Annotated in this window: 10 protein-coding genes; 7 read left to right on the top strand and 3 right to left on the bottom strand. The window is 34.3% G+C overall.

The genetic code is table 11. The features are described from left to right. Nucleotides 1-18: 18 nt before the first annotated feature. The 6 genes from guaB (at nt 19) to DLK05_RS13030 (ending at nt 8028) form a co-directional block, all read left to right on the top strand. Nucleotides 19-1488 carry an IMP dehydrogenase gene (gene guaB / locus DLK05_RS13055; protein ID WP_127344451.1) on the top strand — a complete coding sequence of 490 codons (1470 nt, stop codon included), beginning with the start codon at nt 19-21 and terminating at the stop codon, nt 1486-1488. A gap of 82 nt (nt 1489-1570) precedes the next feature. Beyond that, nucleotides 1571-3220 carry a peptidylprolyl isomerase gene (locus DLK05_RS13050; RefSeq protein WP_127344450.1) on the top strand — a complete coding sequence of 550 codons (1650 nt, stop codon included), beginning with the start codon at nt 1571-1573 and terminating at the stop codon, nt 3218-3220. Next, a complete protein-coding gene (locus DLK05_RS13045; RefSeq protein WP_127344449.1) occupies nt 3213-4055 on the top strand; it encodes a peptidyl-prolyl cis-trans isomerase in 843 nt (280 codons plus the stop codon). Before DLK05_RS13050 ends, DLK05_RS13045 begins: the two co-directional genes overlap by 8 nt. 10 nt (nt 4056-4065) lie before the next feature. Beyond that, a complete protein-coding gene (locus DLK05_RS13040) occupies nt 4066-5418 on the top strand; it encodes a peptidylprolyl isomerase (protein ID WP_127344448.1) in 1353 nt (450 codons plus the stop codon). A 78-nt stretch (nt 5419-5496) separates the two neighbouring features. Then, nucleotides 5497-6462 (top strand): AAA family ATPase, encoded by a 966-nt coding sequence (locus tag DLK05_RS13035; RefSeq protein WP_127344447.1) that lies wholly within the window; start codon nt 5497-5499, stop codon nt 6460-6462. A gap of 6 nt (nt 6463-6468) precedes the next feature. After that, the gene (locus DLK05_RS13030; RefSeq protein WP_127344446.1) at nt 6469-8028 is read left to right on the top strand and encodes an OstA-like protein; all 1560 of its coding nucleotides are present in this window, start codon (nt 6469-6471) and stop codon (nt 8026-8028) included. Nucleotides 8029-8071: 43 nt separating this feature from the next. Here the strand turns inward: DLK05_RS13030 and DLK05_RS13025 are convergent, their stop codons facing one another. The 3 genes from DLK05_RS13025 to DLK05_RS13015 form a co-directional block, all read right to left on the bottom strand. Continuing rightward, the gene (locus DLK05_RS13025) at nt 8072-8293 is read right to left on the bottom strand and encodes a DUF2795 domain-containing protein (protein ID WP_127344445.1); all 222 of its coding nucleotides are present in this window, start codon (nt 8291-8293) and stop codon (nt 8072-8074) included. A 59-nt stretch (nt 8294-8352) separates the two neighbouring features. Further along, nucleotides 8353-8913, bottom strand: coding sequence for a cob(I)yrinic acid a,c-diamide adenosyltransferase (locus DLK05_RS13020; protein ID WP_127344444.1), 561 nt, complete (start codon nt 8911-8913; stop codon nt 8353-8355). 93 nt (nt 8914-9006) lie between these two features. Further along, nucleotides 9007-9771 (bottom strand): hypothetical protein, encoded by a 765-nt coding sequence (locus DLK05_RS13015; RefSeq protein WP_127344443.1) that lies wholly within the window; start codon nt 9769-9771, stop codon nt 9007-9009. A 199-nt stretch (nt 9772-9970) separates the two neighbouring features. Here DLK05_RS13015 and recG point away from each other — a divergent pair, with 199 nt between their 5' ends. Continuing rightward, nucleotides 9971-12076: an ATP-dependent DNA helicase RecG gene (gene recG, locus DLK05_RS13010; protein ID WP_127344442.1), complete on the top strand. Its 2106-nt coding sequence runs from the start codon at nt 9971-9973 to the stop codon at nt 12074-12076. Nucleotides 12077-12094: the final 18 nt, after the last annotated feature.

Genomic DNA, 12094 nt, shown 5'->3' with positions numbered 1-12094 from the left:
ATCTAAAATTATTGCATAATGTCATTCGTATCTGATAAAATTATTTCTGACGGTTTAACGTTTGATGACGTTCTATTGGTTCCGGCCTATTCAGAGGTTTTGCCTAGAAACGTAAATTTAAAAACCAGATTTTCCCGTTCTATCACCTTAAACACACCAATTGTCTCTGCAGCAATGGATACCGTAACGGAATCTGCTCTTGCAATTTCAATCGCACGTGAAGGTGGAATCGGAGTTATTCACAAAAACATGAGTATTAATGCTCAGGCCAAACAAGTTCTAACTGTGAAAAGGGCTGAAAATGGAATGATCTATGATCCAATTACCATTCAGCCTTACAAAACAGTAAAAGATGCCTTGGCCATAATGAAGGAGTTTAAAATTGGTGGAATTCCTGTTGTGGATACAGACAAATCTCTTACTGGGATTGTAACCAATCGAGATTTACGTTTCGAATTGGATATGGATCGCCCTATTTCAGAAGTGATGACCAAAGAAAATTTGGTGACCACATCTGTATCAACCGATTTGGAAAAAGCTGCAGCAATTCTACAAGCTTATAAAATCGAAAAACTACCGGTTGTCGATGCTAATAATAAACTTATTGGATTGGTTACCTATAAAGACATTACGAAAGCTAAGGATAAACCACTGGCTTGCAAGGATGAAAAAGGTAGATTGCGTGTTGCTGCTGCTGTTGGTGTAACTGGTGATACTTTAGAAAGAATTGAAGCGTTAGTTCAAGCAAATGCTGATGCAATTATCATTGATACTGCTCATGGTCACTCTAAAGGTGTTGTGGGAATTCTAAAAACTGCGAAGAAGAAATTTCCTGACATGCAATTTATTGTTGGAAATATTGCAACTCCCGAAGCAGCATTACTCCTGGCTGAAGCTGGAGCAGATGCTGTTAAGGTCGGAATTGGTCCAGGTTCCATTTGTACCACTCGTGTGATAGCAGGTGTTGGTGTTCCCCAACTAACCGCTATTTATGAAGTATCAAAAGCTCTTACAGGTACTGGTGTTCCAGTTATTGCAGATGGAGGATTGCGCTATTCCGGGGATATTGTAAAGGCAATTGCTGCTGGTGCTGATTGTATCATGGCCGGTTCTCTTTTTGCCGGAGTTGAAGAATCTCCTGGAGAAACCATTATTTATAATGGACGTAAATTTAAATCCTACCGAGGTATGGGATCTATTGAAGCGATGCAAAAAGGTTCAAAGGATCGTTACTTTCAGGATGCTGAGGATGATATTAAAAAGTTGGTTCCCGAAGGAATCGTAGCTCGTGTACCATATAAAGGAACACTTTACGAAGTAATCTATCAATTGGTAGGTGGATTAAGAGCAGGTATGGGGTATTGTGGTGCCGCTAATATAGAAAAGCTTCACGATGCCAAATTTGTTAAAATCACATCCTCAGGTATGGCCGAAAGTCATCCTCATGATGTAGCAATCACACGTGAAGCTCCTAACTACAGCAGATAAGTTAAAAATATAAAAACAGGTAACCTGTATAGAACAGGTTACCTATTTTTTATATACCCGATGACAAAACCTATATTACTGAATGAGAGGAGTATTTCTTTACCTGACACTATTGTTTACTTGCTCAACAACAAGTTTTGGACAAACTAATCCAAAAGATACTCTTTTCACTATTGACAATACTGTTTTTTCCTCAGAAACATTTCTTAAACTATATAGAAACAAACAATTTCTTGATCAAAACAAGCAGCTGCTCTCTCTTCATTCTGCACTCAATCAATATATTAACTATCAATTAAAATTAGCCGAAGCCAATCATTTACGATTAGACACTCTTCCCGCCGTTAAAAAAGAAATTAATAAATATCAAAACCTTGCCTTCGAGCCATATTTATATCCTATCCATATTTCTGAAGATCAAATTTTAGAAGCCTTTAAAAGGATTCAATACTTCTTACGAATTAGACATATTTTAATAAAAATAAAACGAAGAAAAACACCCAAGGATACACTGGAAGCCTATAATATAGCAACCAATATTTACACACAACTAAAAAATGGTAAAAGGTTTGAAAAACTAGCAAAGCAGCATTCTGATGATCTTTCAGTTCGTATAAATAATGGTGAAATTGGTTATTTAACAGCATTTGACATGGATTATTCTTTTGAAAATGCTGCTTATAATTTGCAGGTTGGAGAAATTTCAAAGCCTGTAAGAACTCAATTCGGCTATCATATAATTCAAGTATTGGAAAGGGTTCCAAATCCCGGGCAAAGAAAAATTGAGAGAATTATACTAAAATATCCAAAAAAAGCAGATCGTTCTCAGCGAACACAAATACAACACAAAGCAGATTCCCTTTTCAAACAGTTGAAAAACGGGGCAAATTTCAAGAATATCTCACTTCAATATTCTACTGAGAAAAATCCCCCTCAAACACTCCGTTGGTTTGGTTTGTATGAAATGTCTCCTGAAATAGAACATGCAGCATTTCAATTAAAACAAAAAAAAGAAATATCCTCTCCCATAAAAACAGAAATGGGTTATCAAATATTACAACTTGTTGATAAAAAAGACTATTCTGACATTGATGCCTGTAGAGATGAACTCATAAAAAATCTATTAAAGGATAGCAGATCCAGACCTTCGAGAGCAGAATTAATTTCCAGAATCAAAAAAGAATATCACTATACAGAAAATAAAAATTTACTCTCGAACTTTTATTCCATATTAGATTATGCATATGCAGATCTTTGGGAACCTATATTTAGCATAGACAGCATAAAATACACACAAGAAGATTTCGCTAAATTTCTTAGTCTTCAGGCATCTAAAGATATTTATGAAAATTTTAAAGAATACATTAATCGATTATTCATTAATTTTTCAAACAATAGTATCTTAGCCTTCTACAAGAATAAAATAAGTGAAAGGGAACCAAGATTAAGAAAATTAATAACAAATTATAAAAATGGAGTTTTAGTATATTTTATAAATAAACAATATATTTGGGATCTTTCTAAAAATAAGGAAGAGGAAATAAAACACTATTATCTCCAGAACCAGAAAAAATATGGAAACACAGTTGATTACAACCAAATAAAAAATCAGATAGCCTCGGATTACCGCAGAAATGTGGAAAAAAATTGGATGAGCAAATTAAAATCCAGATACGTGTTGAAAATCAACCAAGCAACACTTCATAAAATAGCAATAAAAAACAATGATTAAATATTCCATTCTCTTACTTTTTTCACTTGCCCTGTTGGCTTGTAATTCGAATCATGACATTAATCAAAAAGCGATTGCCAAGGTGGGTGACAAGTTTCTTTACTTGAATGAAATAATGGATGTAATTCCCAATAGTACTAGCAAAGAAGATAGTATTCTTATTAGTGCCAATTACATACATCAGTGGGTTAAAAAACAGTTAATAATTTCGAAGGCTGAACTCAACCTTCCTGAAGAAGATAAAGATGTTAACAAAATGGTGGAAGATTATCGTTCTTCACTCATTATTTATAAATATAAACAGAAGCTAATCGAACAAAAATTAGACACCTTGGTTACGCATTCTGAAATAGACAATTACTATAGGAAGAACTCTAACAACTTCACCCTTAACCACAATATTATCAAGGCATTATTTATTAAAATACCAAAACCTGTTCCAAATTTCAAAAAAATACAAAAATTATATCGTTCGAAAAAGGAGAAAGATTGGGATGAATTAGAGGATTACTGTTTTCAGAATGCCACAAAATTTGATAATTTTAGCGGGCAATGGATATCTGCAAAAACACTCTTTGATCAAATCCCTAAAAAAATTGACAATTTAGGTAGATTATTGAAGTCCAGAAATCATTTTGAAGTAGAGGATTCTACACATCAATACTTTATAAAAATACAAAACGTTGAATTTAAAAATAACTTAGCCCCTCTTTCTTATGTGAGAGATGATGTTAAGAAAATAATAATCAATAAAAGGAAAATTGAATTTATTAAAAATCTCGAAGAAAGTATTTATCGGGATGCAGAATCAAAAAACAAATTCAAAATATATTAAAGCATTAAATATGAGTCACATTTTTAAAAAAGTTTCCACAGTTCTTGTTTTGCTTTTGGTTGGCATTATCTCAAGCAATGCTCAAGACAATATGGTAGATAAAATAATTGCTGTAGTTGGAAATCAGGTTATACTTAAATCAGATGTTGAAAATAAGTTTATAGGTTTACAAGCTCAGGGTTATACTTCTGGTAGTGTAGATTTGAAAACGGAAATTTTCGAAGATTTACTGATTCAAAAACTAATGATTGCTCAGGCACAAGTTGATAGTGTTGAAGTTACTGATCAGGAGGTGGAAAAAGAATTGGATCGTAAATTAGATATGTATATCCAGCGTATTGGTTCTAAAGAAAAACTGGAACAATATTTCAATAAAACCCTTTTGGAGATGAAAAATGATCTCCGTGATGATACGAGAGATGAGAGAATTAAAGAAAAAATGCAGGCTGAAATTACAAAAAACATACATATCACTCCTGCTGAAGTTCGTGAATTCTATAGTAGCATACCAAGTGATAGCTTGCCCATTATTCCTGGAGAAATTGAAGTTCAGCAAATTGTAAAATACCCACAAATATCTGCTGCAGAAAAAGATCGTATTCGAACTAAATTAAGAGGATTTAGGGATAGAGTTGCCAAAGGGGAAAGTTTTGCTACTCTTGCTGTATTATATTCTGAAGATCCTGGAAGTGCGCAGCGTGGTGGAGAATTGGGACTTACACCTAGAGCGAACCTTGTTCCAGAGTTTGCTAATGTTGCTTTTAATTTAAAAACAGATAAAGTATCAAAGATTGTTCAAACAGAATATGGTTTTCACATCATTCAATTGATTGATAGAAAAGGGGAAAGAATTAACGTTCGCCATATTTTGCTTAAACCAAAAATTGAAGAAGAAAAAAGACAGGAGGCAATTAAACAACTAGATAGTATCGCTGATTTGGTTCGTAATAAAAAAATGGAATTCGAAGAAGCAGCCTTCTATTTCTCAGGAGACAAAGATACTCGAAACAATGGTGGATTGATTGTAAATCCATATACTGCATCTTCAAAATTTGAGAAAGACAACTTACCACCAGAAATTGCAAAACAAGCAAATAATTTAAAAACTAACGAAATATCTAGTGCATTTTTAGATGTTTCAGGAGGTAAAGAGTCCTATAAAATCATTAAGATTAAGTCGGAAACTAAAGCCCATAAAGCTAACTTAGCGGAAGATTGGAATCAATTTGAAAACATGTTGAAAGCTAAAAAGCAACAAAAAATACTGAATAAATGGATTAAGGAAAAGCAAATCAACACCTATGTTCACATGGATGATTCCTTTAAAAATGCAAAATTCCGTTTTAAGGGATGGGTTAAATAAGACTTATCTAATAATATTCTTCAGACACGGCAATTGCTGTGTCTGATTTTTTCGGAGTAATTAATAAACCGTGATCCAATGAATTTTAAAACAGAAGTTGACGCTGCAAATGCCCTGCACCAAGATTATCAGAACTTACTCCGTGAGATCAAAAAGAAAATCTATGGACAGGATGACATCATCAAGAAAGTTTTGATTTCCATTTTCAGCAATGGACATTGTTTATTGGTAGGTGTACCTGGTTTGGCAAAAACATTACTGGTAAATACAATATCTCAGGTGTTGGATTTAAAATATCAACGTATTCAGTTCACACCCGACCTAATGCCTTCTGATATAATTGGCACGGAGATTTTAAATAATGAGCGTAAATTTCATTTCATTCAAGGTCCTTTATTTGCAAATATTATCCTTGCTGATGAAATCAACAGAACCCCTCCTAAAACCCAATCTGCGCTACTTGAAGCTATGCAGGAGAAAATGATCACAGTAAGTGGTAAATCGTATCAGCTGCAAGAGCCATTTTTTGTTTTGGCTACACAAAACCCTATTGAACAGGAAGGAACCTATCCATTACCCGAAGCACAGCTGGATAGATTCATGTTTAGTATTTATCTCGACTACCCTAATTTGAAAGATGAAATAGCTATTGTCGAAAATACGACTTCTGGCAAAGAAATTGTGTTGGATAAAATCCTATCGGGAGATCAAATTTTGTATTATCAAAAATTAATACAAAAAGTGCCAATTAATAATAATGTGCTGCAATACGCAGTTAACCTGGCAGCCAAAACAAGACCTGGTACAATACATGCTCACCCACTGGCAACAAAATATATCAATTGGGGAGCTGGCCCAAGAGCCTCTCAGTATTTGGCAGTTGGGGCAAAAACAAATGCTTTGCTTTCCGGAAAATACTCCCCGGATATTGAAGATGTAAAAGAGGTAGCTTTTGCTATTCTTCGTCACCGGATTATGAAAAATTATAAGGCTGAAGCCGAAGGAATCAGCATTGAGGATATAATTACAGAATTATTAAAGTAGAGAAAAATGCTTTGTATAGCAAAACGATATAAATTGGTTTTATTAATAGCAGTATTTACTGCCTTGTTAAATTTGAATTCCTTCGCACAGAAAAAGTCTAAAGTGCTGATAAAAAATTCTGATCAACTCGAATTCCACAGGAATGCAATTCCACCGGTTAATGTATTTTGGGGACATGTATATATCATTCATGACAATATTAAAATGTATTGTGATAGTGTTAATCAATATGAATCAGAAAACAGAATTGAAGCCTTTGGCAAAGTTCATATAATCAATGCTGATACAGTGCATATCTATGGCGATTATTTGAACTATAACGGCAATACCAAACTTGCCGAAATGAGAAAAAATGTGAAGCTGAAGAATAAATCAGTAACCATAAGCACTCAATTTCTGGATTTTGATATGAACCAAAATATGGGCTACTACTACAATGGTGGCCAAATTATTGATTCCACAAATATCCTTACCAGTGATATAGGCAGATATTACACTCGGGAAGATCTTTTGTTTTTTAAGGATAGCGTAAAAGTGATAAGTAATGATTACATCTTATATTCAGATACACTAAAATACAATACAGTAAGTAAAACAGCATTTATCCTGGGACCTACAAACATCGTGGGCAAAAAAGAGACCTTATATTCTGAGGATGGTTGGTATAATACCGAAACCAATATCTCTCAATTCTTTAAAAACACAACGCTTAACAGTAAAGCATATCAAATTAAAGGTGATAGCATTTACCTGAATAGAAATGAAGAACTTGCCAAAATATACAATAATGTAGAGATGCGGGATACCGTTAATGATTTGATCATCAAGGGCAATTTTGTAGAAACTTTTAAAAACCAGGAAGAAGCTTTGGTTACAGATTCCGCTCTTTTTATTCAGATTAGTGGGTTAGATTCCTTATATCTGCATGCTGACACCTTGCACTTTAATAAAGACAGCTTAGGTTTTGACAGGATTAAAGCCTTTCATCATGTAAAAATATTCAGAACCGACCTTCAGGCCAAATGCGATTCTCTTGTTTATACAACCCAGGATTCCACATTTAGATTATTTAAAGACCCGATTCTTTGGGCTCAGGAAAACCAAATGGTGGCAGATACAATAAAGCTGGAAACCCAAAATAATGCACTAAAATATATTCGCTTTCGAGGATCCTCCTTTATCACCTCCAAGCAAGACAGTAACTTATACAACCAAATTAAAGGCAAAAACATGTTGGGGCATGTAAAAGATAATAAACTTTTCAAATTGGATATTGACGGTAATGGAGAAACCCTATACTATCCTAAGGACAACGGAATTATCATGGGAATGAATGTGGCTAAAAGTAGTGATATTACTATATTAATGAAGGATAATAAAATTGATCAGATCATCTTTATTAAAAAACCTGATGGCCATATGTATCCATTATTTGAGGTCAAAAAAGAAATGCTTTTCTTAAAAGATTTTAAATGGATGGAGGATTATCAACCAAAAACTAAGGAAGATATATTTAATTGGGAGGAACACGTACCCATCACTTCGCAAATGATTTTAAAAAAATAAAGACATAAAAAATGGGATTTAAATTAAATCCCATTTTTTATTTTTAGTATTCATCTTCGTTGAATAAAAAATCTCCTTTACTTGGATAATCAGGCCAAATATCTTCGATACTTTCAAATACTTCACCCTCTTCTTCAATTTCCTGCAAATTCTCTATTACTTCCAATGGTGCTCCAGAGCGGATTGCAAAATCAATCAATTCATCCTTACTGGCTGGCCAGGGAGCATCTTCAAGTTTAGTGGCTAATTCTAGTGTCCAATACATATGTTCAAAAAATTTTAGGTTCTTTTAATATCCTGCGAATATAATTTTTTTTTCCGAATTTACAAGTCTGACTCCCATTTTATTTCAGAAGCCCCTACATCCAGTAAAACCTTACGTGACAGCACAAATAAATAATCAGAAAGACGATTTAAATACTTGAGTAATAATGGATTTATGTCAATATTTGCAGCTAGTTGATTCGCACGACGTTCGGCCCTTCGACAAACGGTTCTGGCAATATGACAAAATCCATTTACCACGCTTCCTCCTGGCAGGACAAAATTATTTAGTTCCGGCAATGCTTCATCCATGCGATCCATTTCTTTTTCTAGTAGTAATATATCTTCTTCCTGAATGATTAATTTCTCTTTTAAATCTGATTTGCTATCGTCGGTAGCTAAATGCGATCCTATTAAAAAAAGCTTATTCTGAATCACATTCAATATTTCTTTAGATCTTTCTTCAATTTCATGAGAACGAATTACCCCGATATAGGAATTTAACTCATCAACAGTCCCATAAGCCTCTAATCTTAGATGATGTTTTGGGACTCGAGTACCTCCAATCAGTCCTGTAGTTCCTTTATCTCCGGTTTTCGTATAAACTTTAAACTTATTCATTGTTTGTATATTTTGAGCCGATACTGATTACTAAAATCTAACCAGATATTTAAGCTATAACAAAGATAAAATTTTGTGATAATTTTCAAAGAGTTAAAAGCGATATTTTATAACATAATCATTCTTTCGCATTCCTCTTCTGGCAATCAAAATTCCAAGCTCAAATAAATCCAGACTTATAGCAAAATGCTTCCATTGAATGCATTCCGCCCAAAGTTTACTCATTCTTTCATTTTTATGAATGTTTTTTATTATCATGAAGGAATTTTCTGCTAAAATATTTGCTGGGTTTTGCACCAATTCTTCGATTAATTCAGGAGAACAGGAATCAGACAAGACAATAAAATCGATTTCTTTTAATTCATTTATTTCGGTAATAGATACAAAAACAATATTATCCACAAACCACTTATTCAAAATAATATCCTGAAAAAGAGTCAAAGGCACATCATTTCCAATCCATTGTAGCGGTATTTCAGCATCTACTTTTGCCATATACCCAGCTGTAAAGCCTAATTCAGAACCCATAAATACCGGACGTTTTGGATGACTAAAATTCATCACCCTAAATATAAGTCGGTCTAATGCCTCTTCCTTTTTTATTCGTTCAATTTCCTTTTCAAGTTTTCCGCTAACATCAGTTCCAAAGCTATCCTTCTGCAATTCATTTTTCAGGAAATCAATTGTCTGCTTTCGAATAGCATGCATATTATCCAAGGCCGGATAATTTAGCTTTGCACTAATTACATTCGTAACCAAATGGAAAACAAATGGCGAATGAATACCAAAACCTCTCCTTCTACGAATAGATTTTAATCGATACAAACGTTTTTTTAATTGATATTTTGCTTTGCTCATAGAAGTATTAGACGTTGAATGGCGAATTTAATTGTTAATTCGTATTTCATCAAATTCTGAAGGATAATATATAAGCTTCCTTAATGTTGATTTTTTTTATTATATATGCACGAAGACATTGTCTTTCCAAAAAAAATTATTTGATTCGTATAATCAAATTGAAGTATTTTTTTCTTCTATTAATCCATCAATGTAAAGCATGTCGGAATTAGCGGGACTTGACATTAAATTTTTATCAGGAGTAGGTTCCAAAAGAGCCTCCCTTTTAAACCAGGAACTTTCTATTTATAGTTATGAAGATCTCCTTTATCATTTTCCTTATAAATATATTGATAGAACCAAATACTATAAAATAAGCGAAATCCATTCCAAATTACCATACATACAAGTAAAGGGCGAAATTACCTCCATTGAGGTGATTGGTGAGAAAAGACAGCAAAGATTGGTTGCTTATTTCACGGATGGGAACGGGATGATGGAATTGGTTTGGTTCAAGGGAATTAAGTACATCCAAAAAAGTCTAAAGCCAAATACAGAATATATCGTCTTTGGAAAACCTTCAGAATTCAACCGCAAAGTAAATGTAGTACATCCCGAACTGGAATTGGTAGAAGAGAAAAAATCCAAGATAAATGCTTCCTTACAGGCCTTTTATCTTACTACCGAAAAAATGAAGAACCATTACCTGAATTCTAAAGCAATTCAGAAGCTTCAGGAAAATGTTCTTCAATCGCTAAATGGCAAAATACCGGAAACATTACCCGCTCTGTTACTAAAAAAACTAGGATTAATAAATCTTCACGAGGCCTTACTTCAAATTCATTTTCCACAAAACACAGATATCCTTAAAAAGGCTCAATATCGCCTAAAGTTCGAGGAGTTGTTTTATATACAGCTCAACATACTTAAGATGAAGATGAAGCGAAAAGTGCTTTATCAGGGACATGTGTTTGAAAAGATAGGGGAAAACTTCAATTTGTTTTATCAGAATAATCTGCCATTTGAATTAACCAATGCCCAAAAAAAAGTAATTAAGGAGATTAGGAAAGATGTTGGTTCGGGAAAACAAATGAGTCGATTGCTGCAGGGTGATGTAGGAAGTGGCAAAACACTAGTAGGATTGATGTGCATGCTGATGGCATTGGACAATAACTGTCAGGCTTGTTTGATGGCGCCAACCGAGATTTTGGCTACGCAACACCTGGAAACCATTCGTGAATTTCTAAAAGGCATCAATATTAATGTGGCATTGCTCACCGGATCCACCAAGCAAAAAGATCGAAAAAAGATACATGAAGATCTCTTGAGTGGAAAGCTTCAAATATTAATAGGCACACATGCCTTACTCGAAAATATCGTACAATTCAAAAATCTGGGACTCGTAATTATCGACGAACAGCATCGTTTTGGGGTAGCTCAACGTGCACGTCTCTGGAAAAAAAACCACCTTCCACCACATGTGCTAGTGATGACTGCAACTCCTATTCCCAGAACTCTGGCAATGACGTTGTATGGTGACTTGGAAGTATCAGTAATTGATGAATTGCCTCCCGGACGAAAACCAATTCAGACTGTGCATTATTTTGAAAAGAGAAGAAAGCAGGTTTACGAATTCATGAAAAAACAGATCGATTTGGGAAGACAAATCTATATGGTTTACCCAATGATTAAAGAATCGGAGAAAATGGATTACAAGAATCTGGAGGAAGGCTACGAAAATGTAACTCAGTTTTTTCCAAAAGAGAAATATGGAATCAGCATGGTTCATGGCAAAATGAAAGCAGCCGAAAAAGAGGAGGAAATGCAGCGATTTGCCAGCGGGGAAACACAAATATTAGTCGCCACAACAGTAATTGAAGTGGGCATGAATGTTCCCAATGCATCGGTTATGGTGATTGAAAGTACCGAAAGATTCGGTCTCTCGCAGTTGCATCAGCTGCGCGGCCGTGTTGGACGTGGTGCCGATCAATCATATTGTATATTGATGTCGTCGTACAAGATTTCAAACGAATCACGAAAGCGTATCGAAACCATGGTACGTACTAATGATGGATTTGAAATTGCCGAGGTAGATTTAAAACTACGCGGACCAGGAGATATTGAAGGAACTCAGCAAAGTGGAATTTCTTACGATCTTAAAATTGCCAACTTAGGAAAAGATGGGCAGCTTTTACAATATGCAAGAGATGTTGCCCAGGAAATCCTGGACGAGGATCCGCTACTTGAAAAACAAGAAAATTTCACACTTGCAAAACAGGTGAAACGTCTAAACAAAGCAAAAATCAACTGGAGTGTGATTAGTTAAGCTTTTAACTTCAAAACA

The sequence above is a fragment of the Ancylomarina longa genome, assembly GCF_003996985.1.
In the GTDB taxonomy this organism is placed as follows: domain Bacteria; phylum Bacteroidota; class Bacteroidia; order Bacteroidales; family Marinifilaceae; genus Ancylomarina_A; species Ancylomarina_A longa.
Note: the sequence above shows the minus strand (reverse complement) of the source record. Positions and strands in the feature narration are given on the sequence as shown.